Genomic DNA, 16366 nt, shown 5'->3' with positions numbered 1-16366 from the left:
GAGCGTTTAGTCAAAATGTACCTATTCTTTGTGTGGTATATTTTGTCCCACCTCTTCAGGGGCTAGTTTTGTCTCTGGAATATCACTTCCATCAGATACTGTATTTATATCCAGCTCTTGTTGTTCTTCGGGAATTTCAGCACCTTCAGCAAGTTCTACATCAGCCGATTCAATATCACTTTCTTCATGAGATTCAGTTGATTGTGCGGTTTCTTCTGCTGGTTCTTCTTCCGTTTTCTCTTTCACCCAATCACGAAGTGTTTCAGCCACCCCTTCAGAAAGCGACTTGAGGTTACTGTAGTCATCGTCGTAATCATCCAAACCATCGCGAACGTTAAACTCTTCTGACAAAAACATCTTACGCAGTGCGGCTTTCTTAACGCTGTCTGAAGCCTCAGAAACCAATAGCTGCGCTACGGACATCTCTTCAGGATCAGTAGTTTCGCTTGATGTCTGTTGAGATTCAGTCTCTGTCGCAGAAGCCTCAGTAGCCAATGCTTGCGCTTCAGTGCTTAATTCTTCATGAGCTTGTGCGGTTTCTGGTTCAGTAGATTCAACAGACTCCACGACCTTAGCGTCTGTAGGCTCGGTAGTGGCTTCTTCTAACTTACGTTTCGACCAACGGCTAAAAAAACTAGTTGCCATTTGCTCTGCCCGCTCCTTTGCGTTTCTTGCGTCTTACTTCTAACAACTCACCGTGGCGCCCAATAAAGGCTTCCATCCAAGCTTGAATAGCTAACGGCATATCATTAGATAATACTAGGTTATCGCCATCCATATATTGCGCAGCGACAGTTTGAGACGCCGTAAGCAATTGAATCGTCGGTGTATCACCAGAGTCGACATTGTCCATAACCAAGAAAAGCTTTGGTTGTTGCGAGCTCAGGTTAAAGCGGTAATCGGTGCGCTCGTCTTTGTGCAATTGCAGCAAGCACACATGTTGAGTGTCTTCGGTTGGGTTAATCTCAAATCCCGTCAGTTGCCATTGGGTCGTAACCCAAATACCGGTACTGATCTCATGCTCTACAAGATCCACACCTACCGGCCATGAATCTTCATTTTTCTCGAACTGTTTCTTATCCGACATAACTCACCCAGTTTGTTCTATGTTGGCTTTAAGACAGAAAAGGACATTTTGTACTTTGCTTTCAACCATTTTAGCGGTACAAAGCAATAAACGCGCCAGATTAAGCCTTACCTTCGCTAAGCTCATAAGTTCAAAACTAGTAGAAATTCAAATTAGCACCTGTGTCATTGCTGCGATATCGCAGAATTAATCCAGAATCGAAGCAATGCCTCGCAATTTTCCTTATAACAGCTATTTTGGAATGAGAATTGCTTTGTTGTAGCGTTAAGACGAATAGACCCATTAATGAGAGCGTGTATCGGCTCTCTCATTCATTAGGACATGACTGTGGTAAAACCAAACATTATTAAAACCAGTGAAAATCCCCTACAGACCATCGAAGTAGAAGTGTTTGACGAATACGGTGAGAAGCTAACTAAGCAAATCGCCTGTGAGCGCCCTCTTACGGTGATGTTGAACTGGAAGGAAGTCGTTACGCTAATGACGCTTGGCTCTCGTCCTGAAGCGCTTGTGTTGGGTTATTTGAAGAACCAGAGCTTCTTGTCTGATCCTGAAGCGATTGAATCGGTCATTATTGACTGGGAAACGCACTCAGCTGCGGTTATCACCAAAGAAAATACTGAGCACTTAGAAGGCGCGCTGAAGAAGAAGACGGTGACGTCTGGTTGTGGTCAAGGCACTATGTATGGCAACGTGATGAAGCAGCTTGAAGATTACCAAGTGCCACAAGTGCCGCTGAAGCAATCTGAAATCTACGCGGCGCTTGAAGCATTAACGCATTACAACGATACCTACAAAAAAGCGGGCGCTGTGCATGGCTGTGCCGTGTGTAAAGGCAACGAAGTGCTGTCTTTTGTGGAAGATGTTGGTCGTCACAACGCAGTTGATACGCTAGCGGGTGAAATGTGGCTTAATCAAGAAACGGGTGAAGATAAAATTTTCTACACAACGGGGCGCCTTACATCAGAGATGGTGATTAAAGTAGCGCAGATGGGTATCCCTGTTTTACTTTCTCGCTCGGGCGTAACTCAAATGGGTTTGGATCTGGCGAAAAAGTTTGGCATCACTACTATCGCTCGTGCGAAAGGCTTACGTTTTCAAGTCTTTACTGGTGCAGAGAAGATTAATTTTGACGTGAAGGGAAATCAATAACTCATCATTAATTCACCAAATGAGTTAGACTTAAGTCATCATGTGGATTCACAAAGGATGTGAACTATGAACAACGATCAGCTGTGGAATTATCTACTCACCCCAAGCGGCATCATCGTTTCGATGATCATTACCTTCGGGCTCGTTGGGATTTATGCTTATCTAATGAGGCAATTTAAGGATTGAACGCCACAATATAGCGCTAGCAAAGCATTAGCACTAACACAGAATAGACATAAAAAAAGACCTCGCAATGAGGTCTTTTTCTTTATTCGGAAGAAGGATTAGCCTTCGATACCACGAGATTTTAGGAACTCAGAGTAAGTACCTTTAAAGTCTGTGATTTTACCATCGCGGATTTCGATGATGCGTGTTGCTAGCGAGTCTACGAATACACGGTCGTGCGATACGAAGAACAATGTGCCTTTGTACTGCTCTAGTGCCGTGTTCAATGATTCGATCGATTCCATATCCATGTGGTTGGTTGGTTCGTCCATTAGCAGCATGTTTGGTTTGTGCATCATTAGCTTACCAAGCAGCATACGACCTTGTTCACCACCAGACAGTACTTTTACTGACTTCTTGATGTCATCTTGACCAAACAGCATACGACCTAGGAAACTACGAACCACTTGCTCGTCATCGCCTTCTTGACGCCATTGACCCATCCAATCCGTTAGGTTTAGGTCTTCTTCGAAGTCGTGTGCGTGGTCTTGCGCGTAGTAACCGATGTTCGCGTTTTCGGACCATTTGAACTCACCTGTACGTGGTTCTAGTACACCAGCAAGCGTGTTTAGCAAGGTTGTTTTACCCACACCGTTCTCACCGATGATTGCAACGCGCTCACCGACTTCAAAAATCGCATTGAAGTTAGCAAACAGGTCGTCTTCAAAACCTTGGCTTAGGTTTTCAACAATCAGAGCATTACGGAAAAGCTCTTTAGACTGCTCAAAACGGATGAATGGGTTTTGACGGCTAGACGCTTTTACTTCGTCCAGTTTGATCTTGTCGATTTGCTTAGCACGAGATGTTGCTTGTTTTGCTTTCGATGCGTTTGCAGAGAAACGTGCAACGAACGTTTGTAGCTCAGCGATTTGTGCTTTCTTCTTCGCGTTGTCGTTTAGTAGACGTTCACGAGCTTGAGAAGCCGCAGTCATGTACTCATCGTAGTTGCCTGGGTAAACACGTAGCTCACCGTAATCCAAGTCAGCCATGTGCGTACATACTGAGTTTAGGAAGTGACGGTCGTGTGAAATGATGATCATTGTGCAGTTACGCGCGTTTAGCGTGTCTTCCAACCAACGGATAGTGTCCATATCCAAGTTGTTGGTTGGTTCGTCAAGAAGCATTACGTCTGGGTCTGCGAATAAAACCTGCGCTAGAAGCACACGAAGTTTCCAACCCGGTGCAACTTCACTCATTAGACCGAAGTGTTGCTCCATTGGAATACCTACAGCAAGAAGAAGCTCACCCGCTTTTGCTTCTGCCATGTAACCGTCCATTTCCGCGAACTGAACTTCTAGGTCAGCCACTTTCATGCCGTCTTCTTCGCTCATTTCAGCAAGTGAGTAGATGCGGTCACGCTCTTGCTTCACTTCCCATAGCTCTTTATGACCCATGATTACTGTATCGATTACAGTGAATTCTTCGTATGCGAACTGGTCCTGGTTCAGTTTTGCAACGCGCTCGTTTGGATCGTAGCTTACGTTACCACTTGTTTGTTCAAGCTCACCGCTCAGGATTTTCATAAAGGTTGATTTACCACAACCGTTAGCCCCAATTAAGCCGTAGCGGTTACCTTCGCCGAACTTAACTGAGATGTTTTCAAATAGCGGCTTAGCGCCAAATTGTTGAGTAATATTCGCTGTGGAAATCAAAACCTTTACCTTAGCAATTCAAGTTTATTGGGAAAAACCGCGCAACGTTACTGCTTAAGGCTACACACTTCAAGTTTTGTTTTTATTAATTAATGAGAAAAAGCACTGTTTAGCGAACTGATTTTTGAGATTTGGCTAACATAAACCTTGCTAAATTTAAGTGTTCTCACTCTAACCGACTCAAAACTGAGACATAAATCCGTCATGACTAACCATTGACATACCCCATGAAATTGGGTTTATAGTGCGTCCCCTTTTATCAATTCCGTACGTTATTCCTTTATTAAGCGTCAGTCTCTATTAAAGAATCGAAACTAAACGTACGGTCATTGGGTAAAACTCGCATATCGCGATAAAGCAACTACACTAACTCTAACCTTCTAAGTTTTAAGAGAATTTTATGCATTTCATGGCGCGCATTTTAATGCTAGTCGGTCTCGTGCTTTCTTTACCCGCTCACGCTGAGTGGGAGTACGAATTCCAACCTGAGCCTCAAGTCTTGCCTGTAGCGCAAGAGATCACTCAGGAGATCAACAAGCTGCCAGAGCCTTTGTTTATGTCTGACCAAGACAAACGTAAGGTCAACCAACTGCTCAATGCAGTAATGAATGAGCAGCGCAAACAGACCCTTATCTTTGATCAACACCTAAAGACATACCGCAATTCTGGTGAAGACAAAGAGTGGTTTGAGACACAATCCAGTTACCTTACGGTTAACAGCCTAGGACAAAGTAAAGAGCGTTTATTAGAGCTTACTGACCCCATCACGCACGATAAACTGACTGGTTTCGGTCCTTATGGTGTCACGCAGTTTAAGCAAGAGTGGCGTCAAACTCAGCTTAACGTCGAGTACTTGGTATTCTTCCAGATTCGTTCTTTCAAATCTCTGATTAAAGAAATTCTGATTTCACCGATTCCGGTTGTTTGGGCTGGCATCAAAGTGTTGTTTATCTATTTCGGTCTGGTCTGGTGGTTAACTAACAGCAAGCGCATCATTACTCTATTCCGCGAAACGCAGCTAGATAACATCACAAAGCCGCCTATCTGGGTTCGTTTGATTTGGTATATCAGTCGTGCGCACAGAGCAATTGCTTGGTTGATTGCGATTACGCTTTCTCTTCGGGTGCTATCAGAAATCCCTAGCTTGCAGCATTTGATCATTCTAGAAATCTTCACATGGTGGGTTCTAGGTGGTTCTATCGCGATTAGCTTTATTCTCGAGTTTACTTATCGCAACAGCCGCAGCACTAGCCAGGAGGTGATAGCCCTACGTCTTTCAACCATTCGTCGTTACGTTTGGAGCGCCATTGTTGCTGGCGTAATTCTGCAAATCTCGATCCGTACGCTGGGTAAAGGCACCATCTACTCGTGGATCTACAGCGCGCTGTTCTTCTGGTTTGTATTGGTGACGCTGTCAGTATTGCGCCTATGGCGTAAGAAGGTATTTGAAGTCGCAGAGAAGCTTTCTGATCGCCCTGTTTGGGTAAACTGGTCAATCCGTCGTAAAGATACCTTGTTGCTAAGCATCATCGGTACGGCAATTTGTGCTGTGTGGATTATGCTGCACAGCTTTAAACACCGCATCGTCGCAATGTTGTCTAACTACACTATGTTCAGCCAAGCGTTGGCGTACTTGTTCCGTATCGAAGTTGCAAAACAAACGGGTAATAACGGTGGTGATACTAATCTAGTAAGAATCAAAGGCGAGCAAACATTCGAGTATATTCTTCCTGGTAGCGAAGACAGCGAGTTGGTCGAGTATGCCTCAGACGAAATCAAGCAACTGTCTAAATACCTGCTGACAGATAGTCCTGCGGTATGTGTAATTTCTGGTGAACGTGGCATTGGTACAACGACCTTCCTTCGTACGATCCTTAACAAAGTGAAGAACGCCAAACCGCTTTATTTGAACTGTCCATACGCAGGTTACAGTGAATTACTAAAAGAGTTGGCACTGCAGCTTGGTTTGGAAGAAGACGCCTCTGAGATTCAGGTTCTTGCGCATTTACGTAAAAGTGACACGCCTTACCTTATTGCAGTTGATAACGCCCAGCGCTTAGTTAAGCCAATGGTAGGCGGTTTAAGCGGTTTGATTAAACTGACTAATCTACTTCGTCGTTCTAAGAAAAATCACCGCGTTGTCATGGCGATTGAGAAAGCAAGTTGGCGTTTTGTCGACCGCGCTCGTGGCGAACGTCTGTTGTTTGACTGGGTGGCGTTTATGCCGCGCTGGAGTGAAAAACAACTGTCTGCGCTGTTTGATACGCGTATTAACCAAGAGATTGAAAACCCAGTAACGTTTGATGGTCTTGTCGTCCCTAAGCAATGGGACCAAGAAGACATCACGGAAGAAGAACGTGCTAAACAAGGTTTCTACCGTATTCTGTGGCATTACTCTGATGGTAACCCGACAGTGGGCTTGCGCTTTTTCCGCTTGTCTCTGCGTCAAGACAAAGAGACGCAACAAGTGGTGGTTCGATTGTTCCATGCACCAGAGTCTCAAGAACTAGAAAAAATGCCGAAGCCAATGCTGGCAGTGCTGCGCTCAATTGTTCAGCTTGAGGTGGCATCGCCAGAAGAGTTGTCTGAATGTACTCAACTGAGTATTGCGGAAGTTATCGGTACTCTGCGCTACTTCCAAAGCCGCGGCTTTATTGAGTGGAGCGAAGACAAAGCTCGCGTGTCGGATCATTGGTTCCGTCACATTACCAACGTTCTCGACCGTCAACATTTATTGGTGAAATAACGATGAAAAAACTACTCACCGTATTAGCGTTATCGCTATTAAGCACCTCTGCATTGGCGACTGAAGAGATCGCGAGTGTGGATAATATCTCGCAAATCGCTAGCCTAATTCGTTGGAGCGGCGTGTTCTTCTCCATCATTGTGATTGCCTCAACGTGGCTATTGCTTAAGTTCATGAACTCGATGGTAGAAAGTATTGGTAGCCAGTTCGTGCAATACCGCATGGTGCTACAGAAGCTTCAATCTTTCTTGCAGTTCTTTATCTACTTAACCGCTGGCTCTGTCGTGTTTATGATGAGCTTTCGTATTAACGATCAAATCCTTGCTTTGATTGGTGGTACGTTAGCAGTTTCGGTTGGTTTCGCATTGAAAGATCTAGCCGCATCCTTCATCGCGGGTATGACGGTTATGGTGGATCGCCCGTTCCAAGTTGGTGACCGCGTCACGTTCGAAGGTAACTACGGCGATATCATTGCGATTGGTTTGCGCTCTGTGCGTATGCGTACCCTAACCGATGACATCATTACGATTCCAAACAACAAGTTCTTGAGTGAAGTTGTGGTCAGCGGTAACTACGGTGCGCTGGATATGCAGGTAGTGATTCCGTTTTATGTCGGCATGAATGAAGACATTACGTTAGCGCGTGACTTGATTCAGGAAGCGGCGTCTTCAAGTCGTTATATTCACCTGCCTAAGCCGGTAACGGTTCTTGTCAAGCAGACCATTACGGATAACTACTTGGCGATTCAGTTAACGTGTAAAGCTTATGTGGTAGATACCGCCTACGAGAAGCTGTTTGAAACCGACATTACTCTTCGTGTGATGAAAGAGTTCAAAAAGCACGGTATCAATCCTCCGAAGATTGCAGTGCATACAGGTTAATTCGACGTATTCCTCTCGCGTTTAGAGAAGGACAGATACAAAAAGGGTCAGTTATTTACACTGACCCTTTTTCTTTGTGCGTTACGAATTGGAATCGCCGGTTAAGCGATATTCGTTACCTCAAGCAATAGTTCGGCTTTCTTTGGCAGGTAGATACTGAACGTACTGCCTTTACCCCATTCCGATTCGGCTTTTAGCTCGCCGCCTGTTTGACTGAGAATACTTTGCGAAACAGAAAGCCCTAGCCCAGTACCGTCGCGTTTAGTGGTATAGAATGGCGAGAAAATACGACTCAAGTTTTCTGGCTTAATACCACAACCTTCGTCGGTGACATGAATGGCTGCGCCTTTCAGTTCGCCATCTTCAATCCAATCTTCACTCACAACTGTTAGCTTACCTTTGCCGTCCATCGCGTGAATGCCATTCATCTGCAAGTTCACCAGAATCTGCAACAAGTGGTGGCGATTGATCTCAACCGAAGTATGAGCCTGTAAATCGGTGACAAACTCAATATCACGCTTCTTAGTACCGGTTTTAACCAGCGTGATGCTCTCATCGATGATTGGATTCACGTGTTGCCACGTAATTTCGTCTTGTACACCGCCCTGACGGCTGTATTGCAGTAAGCTGCGCGTGATATTACGAATACGGTCAATTTGAGCGTGAATCGCATCAATCTCTTCCTGAACGCGGCTTGCCTCTTCACCTAGCTCAAACTGAATCAATTCAACGTTACCCAGAATCACTGCTGTTGGATTGTTAATCTCGTGGGCGATCCCAGCAGTCAACTCACCTAGTGCGGCAAGCTTTTCGTTGACGACGAGCTTGTCACGGGTTTGGTTAAGCAGTTGAATATGAAGTTCAAGCTCTTCAGTTTTGTCTTTCAAACTCGCCGTGCGTTGTTGAACTTTACCTTCCAGCTCCATGGCGGAGTTCTTCAGCTCGACTTTACGATCTTCCAAAGCATCAAGCATGTTATCGAACTGACGCGCTAACTGAGCGAGCTCGTGGTGTTCATCCAGCCCTAATGGACCAATACGCTTTTCTTTACCCAACTGGACAAGCTTCACGACTTTGTAGATGCGCTCGATTGGACGGAATAGATCACGAGAGCCACGATACACCATCACGCCAGAAACCAAGAGCAACATTAAGGTAATCAAGCTGATCTCAACGATATTTGTCATATACGCTTTGACGAATGGCCACATCAAGTAACCGGTGTAGAGCATACCAATGACATTGTCGTACTGGTCTTTGATTGGTTGATAAGCAGTGATGTACCAAGCATCGTAAACAAACGCGCGATCGACCCATTGCTCACCTTCCGCCAATACCTTGTTGTATACCTCTGAACTCACCCGCGTACCGATAGCGCGACCTAAACGTTGGTCACTGTCTAAGGGAACGTTAGTACTAACACGAAGATCATCCAAGAATACCGTCAGAGTCCCCACGGGACGGAGGGTGTCGTTATCACTCAAATAGATAAGATCACGAATTTGATCGACCAATACCGTGCTGTTGTTAAGCAGCAAACCGCCATCTAAGAAGCCAATTAAGTCGTTCTGTTGGCTGTAAACTGGGATCACAGTTCGGCTCACCAAGCCACGCGCTTCCACTCCACCAGTCTTTAGAATCGGTACTTCAGCACGTTTGGCGAGTTCAGGGTCTAGCTTTTCCAGTTCCTTTCTGTCGAGAACATCGAAGAAAGATTCGCGCTTAGTTAAATCCATAAAGCGGAATTTGTTTTCCATCGAATTAACACGTTGGAAGGACAAAAAGTCCAAACCGTAACGTTTCTTCTGCGCCGTCACCCACTTTTGCAACTCTGCTTGTGGGACATTTTGGTTCACTCTGGTACGGAAGTCATAAGAGTCCGCGAACGATTTGACGTAGTTCGCCTGCTTTTGTTGCAGCAGCGTAATGCTGTTATTAGCGACACCCAAACGCTCCGATACGTCTAACAACGCGTTTTGCCACGTATAGTGAATCGACCAATAGATCGTAATGCCGATAAGGGCTATCAGCGTTAGAAAGATTGGCGCAGATGTCAAAATCAACAGTCGATAACGCACCATGGTTTTGAATCGGTACGTCCATTTAGACAATCCTTTGTGTTGCTGCCAACTACTACTCGGCATAATCCTCGTCCTCAGAATCCCACTCTTTGTATTTGCGCTCTAGCGTTTTTCGTGCCACTCCTAAATCTCGAGCCGCCGCCGACTTGTTGCCTTCGTGCAAATTAACCAATTGTTGGATATGCGCTTTTTCCACTTCTTTTAGTGTCCAAGTGTTTGGATAGCCTTCACCAGAGAACTCTTTGCCTTCTTTGAAGGTTGGCAATTCTTCACTGTGTGACACGGTAATGGAGACATTAGGTAAAGCATGACCGCCATTGAGTTCACGCCAGTGATGCGCAGGTGGTTTACCTAACAAAATACAACGCTCGATGAGGTTTTTAAGTTCACGAATGTTACCTGGCCATTCGTATTCGCTCATCGCTTCCATATCTTCATGCGCCCACTTCGGTGCTTGCATACCCAGCTCACGGGTCAGCATATTGCTGAAATATGGAACCAGTTCAAACAAGTCTGTTTTACGCTCACGTAGAGGGGCAACTTCAATCTTCAGCACGTTCAAACGGTAGTAAAGGTCGCTACGGAAGTTACCTTTGTTGACCTCTTCTTGCAGGTTGCGGTTGGTCGCCGCGACAATACGAACATCAATGCTGATTTCACGCTCAGAACCAACCGGGCGAATGGTGCGCTGCTCTAACACGCGTAGCAGTGACGCTTGCATGGACAAAGGCATCTCACCGATTTCATCAAGGAATAATGTGCCGCCATTGGCTACGCGGAAAAGACCCTCGCGAGATTTCTTAGCGCCAGTAAAAGCCCCTGAGGTATGACCGAATAACTCACTCTCTAAAAGCTCTGGTGCAATCGCGCCACAGTTAAGTGGGACGAATGGACCTGTTCGACCGCTTGCTTGGTGAATGCCTCTCGCTACCAACTCTTTACCGGTGCCCGACTCACCTTCCACTAGGACAGATGCGCGAGACGGCGCAAATTGAGTGATCAGTTGTTTGAGCTGGCGAGTTTTTTCCGAACCGCCAATAATCTCTGAGGTGTTGTGACGCTGATAGTCACGCTTCATCGCGTATTGCATGCGTTCGTTCAAACGGCGATCCATACAACGGCTGACCGCTTTCAGCATCTGTTCTAGGTTAAACGGCTTGAGGATAAAGTCCGATGCACCAAGCTGTAGGGCTCGAATCGCAATTTCCAAATCCGCGTAGCCTGTCATAAAGATGACATCCGCGCGTTTGTCGTCATCTTCAAACGCCTCTTCCCATTCAATCCCTGAACGCCCCGGCAGGTTGATATCTAACAGAATCAAATCGTAGTGGCGTGAGTTACGTAGCTCTTCCGCTTCTTCAATGCTGCCCGCTGTATCGACTTGAGAAAACAGCTTGCCCAGAGCCTTTTTAAGGATGGCTTGCATACCGAGTTCGTCATCAACGACCAGTACTGAAAAAGCGTTGTATTGTTGGTTTGTACTAATATGGGATTGAGTAGACATATTTACCCCAGTTGGATTTGAATGGGACAGAGTGTACCAAGTTTAAACAGAGATACCCTACAAAAAGTGCGACATTTTGTACCAACGCAAATTTTTATGCAAATAAGTCCATGAATTAGCGCATAAATCAAACATTTTGAGCTTGTAAAATGTTGGCATCTTGTTTGCTATATGGAGTGTCCAAGTGACCTCAGGATGTGGGAGACATCAATGCAATACCATCGCTTCTCGCTCCCTCACCCTAAGGTGGCTTGTGATTTGAGCGCTCTCTGACGCTCTGGCGACTTCTTTAGTAACCCAAGACTTTAGAAGCCAAAGAATCATTGGAAAGGAAACAACTAAAATGAAAAAAATTGCGCTGACTCTAGCTGCAACGTCAATCACTCTTGTAAGCTACTCTGCTTTTTCAGCTCAAGATGGCGAACACATTCGCCTGGCAACAACAACAAGTACTTACCATTCTGGCTTACTGGACTACCTACTTCCTCAATTTGAAAAAGATACTGGCTACAAAGTGGATATCATCGCTGCTGGTACTGGTAAAGCGCTGAAGATGGGTGAAAACGGCGACGTTGATTTGGTTATGACACACGCTCCTAAAGCAGAAGGTGTGTTTGTTGAGAACGGCTACGGTGTCCTTCCTCGTAAACTGATGTACAACGACTTCGTTATCGTTGGCCCTAAAGCTGACCCAGCACAAGTAAAAGACGATGCGTCAGTACTAGACGTATTCAAAGAGATCGCAAACAAAGACGCGACATTCATCTCTCGTGGCGATGATTCTGGTACACACAAAAAAGAACTAGGCATCTGGGCACAAACTAAGATGGAACCAAACTTTGGTGGCTACCGCAGCGTAGGTCAAGGCATGGGTCCTACTCTAAACATGGCGTCAGAAATGCAAGGCTACACCATGACTGACCGTGGCACTTGGTTGGCTTACCAGAACAAATTGGATCTTGCGATTCTATTCCAAGGCGACGAAAAACTGTTTAACCCGTACCAAGTGATTTTGGTTAACCCAGAGCGTTACCCAACCATCAACTACCAAGGTGCGAAGGCTTTCAGTGACTGGTTGGTGAACCCACGCGGCCAAGAGCTGATCAATGGCTTCCGTCTGAATGGTAAACAATTGTTCGTTGCGAATGCTGAGAGCAAATAACGCAATATGAATCTTGCTGATACAACACTAGAAGCCCTGCGCTTACTGGTGAATTTTGATGCAGACCTATGGGAGATCGTTGCGGTCTCCTTTAGTGTTTCTATAACGGCAATATCTTTGGTGGTATTACCGTCTATTTTGATGTCTTTTGTCCTAGCCTACACCGACTTTCGTGGTAAGTGGTTCTTGCTGTCCATTGTGAACACCTTACAGGCGGTGCCAACGGTCGTGATTGGTTTGCTGCTGTACATGATGCTTTCAAGAGCAGGCCCTTTGGGTGATTGGCAAATGCTGTTTACGCAAAAAGCCATGATCTTAGGACAAATGATCGTCTGTTTTCCGGTTCTGGTTTCCATGATGCACGGTGCGCTTCAATCGAGTGACCGTCGCGCAGTTGAAACAGCGATTACGTTAGGCGCGTCAATCCCTCGTATCGCTGCTACTATGATCTGGGAGACACGTTTTCCTTTATTGGCGGCTATCATTGCGGGATTCTCACGAATCGTCACAGAGGTAGGCTGTTCAATGATGGTTGGTGGCAACATTATGGGCGTAACCCGTAATATTCCGACTGCCATTGCTATGGAAAGTAGTAAAGGTGCTTTTTCGCAAGGAGTTGCATTAGGAATTGTATTACTATCGTTAGCGTTAGCGCTCAACTTCCTCTTATCGAGCATGAGAGGCAAAGGCTATCTAAGAACATGAAGCAAGCAATCGACTCGCCATCGACCCAATGTAAGGGTGAATTATGACTATAAAAATTACCGCCGAGCAATTGTCCATGCGCTTTAAAGAGCGTGTGCTTTTCCACATCCCTGAGTTGGCCATTGGTCCAAACGACGCGATTTACCTAAAAGGTGACAATGGCGTTGGTAAAACCACCCTACTCAAGATCCTTGCAGGTTTGCTCAAGCCTTCAACGGGTAAAGTGGTGGCACCGAAAGATACTTGGTTGAAGAAGTGGACGCGTCGCAATGGTCGTGTTGACGTGATTTATCTCCATCAGTCTCCTTACCTTTTTGACGGCACTGTGTATGAAAACGTCGTTTATGGAGTTAAATATCAACAAGACACGGCAAAAGATAAGCGAGCTCAAGTTATTAGTGCGCTGCGCATGGTAGGGTTAGAAACCTTAGCCGACGAACACATCTCTGTATTGTCCGGCGGTGAAAAGCAACGCGTAGCTATGGCACGAGCTTGGATCTTAAAACCATCGATTTTGTTGATGGACGAGCCAAGTGCCTCTCTCGACCAAGAGTCGATTGAACGTCTGGTTATCATGGCAAAAGATCTGCTTGATCGCGGTTCTAGTATTGTTGTGACGAGCCACCAAGCGAACGCGTTGACGGATTTATGTAAAAAACAGTGGTGGATTAAAGACAAGACTTTGGTAGAGTCTCCACTCTTGTATGTCATACCAAAAGAAACATCCCAAGAGAACGCATATGCTTCAGCCAACACAAACTAGTTGGGTCATTTTGGCTGGTGGTCAAGCCAGCCGTATGGGTGGAAAAGACAAAGGTCTGATCGAACTGAATCAGAAGCCACTCATCGAACACGTTATCGAACGTTTATCTCCGCAAACACCACGCATTCTAATCAATGCGAACCGAAACCAAGACGCCTACCGTGCGTTTGGTTTCGTCTTCAGCGATCAATTTAAAGATTTCCCAGGTCCGATGGGCGGTATCCACGCGGGCTTGGTTCATGCAGAAACCGATTGGGTTGGCTTCGTCCCTTGCGACAGCCCACAAATCAACACTGATCTTGTTGAACGTTTTTGCAATGCAGTAGAAGAAGACACCGATATTTTGGTTGCTCATGATGGCGACCACCAGCAGCCTGTCTTCACGCTTTATCACAAGCGCGTACTGCCAAAGCTGACCGCGTTTTTAGAACGTGGCGATCGTAAGATCATCCTACTCTACAAAGAGTGCAACACCAGTTACGTTGACTTTAGCGACTCACCAAACTGTTTCGTCAACTTAAATACGCCTGAAGAACTGGCGCAATTTGGACAACTCGAATCATGAAACACACGCTAAACATCCCTATTCTTGGTTTTGCTGCCTACTCTGGTACCGGCAAAACTACGCTACTTGAAGCATTACTACCAAAGTTGACCGAAGCAGGTTTACGCATCGGTATGCTAAAGCACGCACACCATAACTTCGATGTCGACCAACCGGGCAAAGACAGCCATCGCCTACGTAAAGCAGGCGCATCGCAAATGCTGATCTCTTCTCGCAACCGCTTCGCACTGATGACAGAAACACCAGAGTCAGAATCGGAGTTTGATTACCTACTGACACGTTTCGATGAAGACAAACTAGACGTGGTTTTAGTGGAAGGCTGCAAAAACATTGCCTTTCCTAAGATCGAATTGCACCGTGAAGAAGTCGGCAAGCCTTGGCTTTATCCAAACGATGAAAACATCATCGCGATTGCTTCAGACAGCGGCGAATTGGATTCTGAATTGCCACAAATGAACATCAACGATCTTGAAGCGATTGCCCAGTTCGTTATTCAGTATGTTCAAGAAGCGAAAGCACCAAAGAGTAAAGAGAAAGAAGCCGCTTGCTGCGATACCCTTTCTCCAGCTTTCCTTTCTGTGGTTCAAGGACAAGAAAAGATCCTTTCTTTGGTGAACACGGTTGCTGAAACCGAAGCATGCAAGATTGAAGATGCGTATGGTCGTGTGCTTGCAGATCATGTCGTGTCACCAGTGAATGTTCCGCAATACACCAACTCAGCGATGGACGGTTACGCGATTCGCGGTGATGACGTCGAGCGTGAAAGCTACCAAGTGGTTGCTGAAGTGATGGCGGGGCACGCTTACGATCGGCCTTTGGAAGTTGGTCAAGCGGTTAAGATCATGACAGGTGCCCCAACACCTATCAATGGTGATACCGTTGTTATGCGTGAACAAGCTTCCCAAGACGGCGATACAGTCACGTTCAATGGTGCGAGTATCAAAACTGGTCAAAACGTTCGCCAAGCGGGTGAAGACTTAGCAATTGGTAGCGATGTGTTTACCGCAGGCACTCGCCTAGCCTCTCCTGAGATGGGCATGATTGCTTCTCTTGGTTTTGGCGAAGCGAATGTGTTCCGCAAGTTGAAAGTTGCTGTGTTCTCTACCGGTGACGAAGTTCAAGCGCCAGGTACAGAACAGAAAGCGAATTCAATCTACGATTCAAACCGTTTCACTATCATGGGCATGTTAGAGAAGCTAGGTTGCGAGATTTTGGATTTCGGTATTCTAGAAGATAACGAGCAATTGATGATTGAAGCGCTCCAAAATGCTTCTGCGAAAGCCGACGTAGTCATGACTTCTGGCGGCGTTTCCGTTGGCGATGCCGATTACATTAAGCTGGCATTAGACAAACTGGGGCAAATTGATTTCTGGCGTATCAACATGCGCCCTGGTCGTCCGCTTGCGTTTGGTCAAATCAACGATAAGCCTTTCTTTGGTTTGCCGGGTAACCCTGTGGCGGTGATGGTTTCATTCATCAACTTTGTTGAGCCTGCTCTGCGTAAGATGCAAGGTGAACAAGGTTGGAAGCCACTTAAAGTCAGTGCCATTGCCACAGAAAATCTGCGCTCTCGCCAAGGTCGTACCGAGTTTAGCCGTGGTATTTACGAGCTAGACGAAACAGGTCGCCTAACCGTTCGCACAACGGGTAAACAAGGCTCTGGTATTCTGCGCTCAATGAGTGAGGCAAACTGTTTGATCGAAATCTCCCCTGCTGTTGATACAGTAAAAGTGGGAGAAAGCGTGACAATTATCCCACTTCAAGGCAGAATCTAGGCCGATTCAGAATTCAAAGGTCAGCACGTCTGGCCTTTTTATTGATAACAGAAAAATTTTTCAGAGAG

General features: G+C 45.9%; 13 protein-coding genes. 8 read left to right on the top strand and 5 right to left on the bottom strand.

The window, feature by feature from the left end; all coding sequences use genetic code 11:
- Window positions 1–21: 21 nt before the first annotated feature.
- Both VCHENC03_RS12710 and VCHENC03_RS12715 read right to left on the bottom strand, forming a co-directional pair.
- Window positions 22–645, bottom strand: a complete 624-nt coding sequence (locus tag VCHENC03_RS12710; RefSeq protein WP_009706092.1) for a DUF3306 domain-containing protein — start codon at window positions 643–645, stop codon at window positions 22–24.
- Complete coding sequence (locus VCHENC03_RS12715) at window positions 635–1087, bottom strand: DUF3305 domain-containing protein (protein WP_005441569.1); 453 nt, start codon at window positions 1085–1087, stop codon at window positions 635–637. Before VCHENC03_RS12715 ends, VCHENC03_RS12710 begins: the two co-directional genes overlap by 11 nt.
- 327 nt (window positions 1088–1414) lie before the next feature.
- Here VCHENC03_RS12715 and VCHENC03_RS12720 point away from each other — a divergent pair, with 327 nt between their 5' ends.
- Complete coding sequence (locus tag VCHENC03_RS12720) at window positions 1415–2239, top strand: formate dehydrogenase accessory sulfurtransferase FdhD (protein ID WP_009706091.1); 825 nt, start codon at window positions 1415–1417, stop codon at window positions 2237–2239.
- A gap of 284 nt (window positions 2240–2523) precedes the next feature.
- On the opposite strand, the gene VCHENC03_RS12725 is transcribed toward VCHENC03_RS12720, so the two are convergent.
- Window positions 2524–4116: an ABC-F family ATPase gene (locus tag VCHENC03_RS12725; RefSeq protein WP_005427581.1), complete on the bottom strand. Its 1593-nt coding sequence runs from the start codon at window positions 4114–4116 to the stop codon at window positions 2524–2526.
- Between the two features lie 400 nt (window positions 4117–4516).
- Here VCHENC03_RS12725 and VCHENC03_RS12730 point away from each other — a divergent pair, with 400 nt between their 5' ends.
- Together VCHENC03_RS12730 and VCHENC03_RS12735 are read left to right on the top strand one after the other, a co-directional pair.
- Window positions 4517–6862, top strand: coding sequence for an ATP-binding protein (locus tag VCHENC03_RS12730; RefSeq protein WP_009706090.1), 2346 nt, complete (start codon window positions 4517–4519; stop codon window positions 6860–6862).
- Window positions 6863–6864: 2 nt separating this feature from the next.
- Entirely contained in the window at window positions 6865–7743 is an 879-nt protein-coding gene (locus VCHENC03_RS12735; RefSeq protein ID WP_005427576.1) for a mechanosensitive ion channel family protein, read from the top strand.
- A gap of 101 nt (window positions 7744–7844) precedes the next feature.
- On the opposite strand, the gene VCHENC03_RS12740 is transcribed toward VCHENC03_RS12735, so the two are convergent.
- Together VCHENC03_RS12740 and VCHENC03_RS12745 are read right to left on the bottom strand one after the other, a co-directional pair.
- Window positions 7845–9887 (bottom strand): sensor histidine kinase, encoded by a 2043-nt coding sequence (locus VCHENC03_RS12740; protein WP_009706089.1) that lies wholly within the window; start codon window positions 9885–9887, stop codon window positions 7845–7847.
- Window positions 9877–11328: a sigma-54-dependent transcriptional regulator gene (locus VCHENC03_RS12745; protein WP_009706088.1), complete on the bottom strand. Its 1452-nt coding sequence runs from the start codon at window positions 11326–11328 to the stop codon at window positions 9877–9879. Before VCHENC03_RS12745 ends, VCHENC03_RS12740 begins: the two co-directional genes overlap by 11 nt.
- Window positions 11329–11671: 343 nt before the next feature.
- On the opposite strand from VCHENC03_RS12745, the gene VCHENC03_RS12750 reads away from it, so the two are divergent.
- Genes VCHENC03_RS12750 through VCHENC03_RS12770 form a run of 5 tightly spaced genes read left to right on the top strand, consistent with a single transcriptional unit; the run spans window position 11672 to window position 16298 of the window.
- Window positions 11672–12490, top strand: coding sequence for a substrate-binding domain-containing protein (locus VCHENC03_RS12750; protein ID WP_005441551.1), 819 nt, complete (start codon window positions 11672–11674; stop codon window positions 12488–12490).
- Window positions 12491–12496: 6 nt separating this feature from the next.
- Window positions 12497–13195 carry an ABC transporter permease gene (locus tag VCHENC03_RS12755; protein WP_009706087.1) on the top strand — a complete coding sequence of 233 codons (699 nt, stop codon included), beginning with the start codon at window positions 12497–12499 and terminating at the stop codon, window positions 13193–13195.
- Between the two features lie 43 nt (window positions 13196–13238).
- Entirely contained in the window at window positions 13239–13958 is a 720-nt protein-coding gene (locus VCHENC03_RS12760) for an energy-coupling factor ABC transporter ATP-binding protein (protein ID WP_005441550.1), read from the top strand.
- Window positions 13936–14523 carry a molybdenum cofactor guanylyltransferase MobA gene (mobA, locus tag VCHENC03_RS12765; RefSeq protein ID WP_009706085.1) on the top strand — a complete coding sequence of 196 codons (588 nt, stop codon included), beginning with the start codon at window positions 13936–13938 and terminating at the stop codon, window positions 14521–14523. Before VCHENC03_RS12760 ends, mobA begins: the two co-directional genes overlap by 23 nt.
- Window positions 14520–16298 (top strand): bifunctional molybdopterin-guanine dinucleotide biosynthesis adaptor protein MobB/molybdopterin molybdotransferase MoeA, encoded by a 1779-nt coding sequence (locus VCHENC03_RS12770; RefSeq protein WP_009706084.1) that lies wholly within the window; start codon window positions 14520–14522, stop codon window positions 16296–16298. Before mobA ends, VCHENC03_RS12770 begins: the two co-directional genes overlap by 4 nt.
- The last annotated feature ends 68 nt before the right edge of the window (window positions 16299–16366 follow it).

The organism is Vibrio sp. HENC-03, from assembly GCF_000305755.2.
Lineage (GTDB): Bacteria > Pseudomonadota > Gammaproteobacteria > Enterobacterales > Vibrionaceae > Vibrio > Vibrio owensii.
The sequence above is the reverse complement of the archived record's forward strand: the minus strand, read 5'-3'. Positions and strand labels throughout refer to the sequence as shown.

Excerpts from the sequence above, each read along its gene's own strand:
- VCHENC03_RS12710 (WP_009706092.1), bottom strand. The coding sequence starts at position 645 with ATGGCAACTAGTTTTTTTAGCCGTTGGTCGAAACGTAAGTTAGAAGAA.
- VCHENC03_RS12715 (WP_005441569.1), bottom strand. The coding sequence starts at position 1,087 with ATGTCGGATAAGAAACAGTTCGAGAAAAATGAAGATTCATGGCCGGTA.
- VCHENC03_RS12730 (WP_009706090.1), top strand. The coding sequence starts at position 4,517 with ATGCATTTCATGGCGCGCATTTTAATGCTAGTCGGTCTCGTGCTTTCT.
- VCHENC03_RS12735 (WP_005427576.1), top strand. The coding sequence starts at position 6,865 with ATGAAAAAACTACTCACCGTATTAGCGTTATCGCTATTAAGCACCTCT.
- VCHENC03_RS12740 (WP_009706089.1), bottom strand. The coding sequence starts at position 9,887 with ATGCCGAGTAGTAGTTGGCAGCAACACAAAGGATTGTCTAAATGGACG.
- VCHENC03_RS12745 (WP_009706088.1), bottom strand. The coding sequence starts at position 11,328 with ATGTCTACTCAATCCCATATTAGTACAAACCAACAATACAACGCTTTT.
- VCHENC03_RS12750 (WP_005441551.1), top strand. The coding sequence starts at position 11,672 with ATGAAAAAAATTGCGCTGACTCTAGCTGCAACGTCAATCACTCTTGTA.
- VCHENC03_RS12755 (WP_009706087.1), top strand. The coding sequence starts at position 12,497 with ATGAATCTTGCTGATACAACACTAGAAGCCCTGCGCTTACTGGTGAAT.
- VCHENC03_RS12760 (WP_005441550.1), top strand. The coding sequence starts at position 13,239 with ATGACTATAAAAATTACCGCCGAGCAATTGTCCATGCGCTTTAAAGAG.
- mobA (WP_009706085.1), top strand. The coding sequence starts at position 13,936 with ATGCTTCAGCCAACACAAACTAGTTGGGTCATTTTGGCTGGTGGTCAA.
- VCHENC03_RS12770 (WP_009706084.1), top strand. The coding sequence starts at position 14,520 with ATGAAACACACGCTAAACATCCCTATTCTTGGTTTTGCTGCCTACTCT.